This is a genomic window from Pseudomonas sp. HY2-MNA-CIBAN-0224 (genome assembly GCF_040310285.1).
In the GTDB taxonomy this organism is placed as follows: Bacteria; Pseudomonadota; Gammaproteobacteria; order Pseudomonadales; family Pseudomonadaceae; genus Aquipseudomonas; species Aquipseudomonas helleri.
Window position 1 is genome coordinate 1 of the sequence record NZ_JBEOPQ010000731.1, and the last position, 253, is coordinate 253.

Annotated in this window: 1 pseudogene; it reads right to left on the bottom strand. The window is 41.5% G+C overall.

From position 1 onward, the window contains the following. Positions 1 to 253 (bottom strand): annotated as a pseudogene (locus tag AAEZ03_RS28255) (recombinase RecA); the annotation flags it as partial.

A 253-nucleotide genomic window follows, 5' to 3' on the forward strand; every position in this document is an offset into this window, starting at 1 on the left:
GGGTTCTACATCGGCTTCATTAGTATCCGCTGCTTTGGCTTCTTTTTTCGATCCAAGTTTTTCATCACGAATTTTATCTTCAATCTCTTTCGCAATCGCAGGATTTTCTTTTAAGAACAGTACAGAGTTGGCTTTACCTTGACCAATTTTTTCATCGCCATAGCTATACCAAGAGCCTGCTTTACCAACCGCCCCAATCTCAACGCCTAAGTCAATCACTTCGGCTAAATGATTGGTACCTTCACCATAAGTG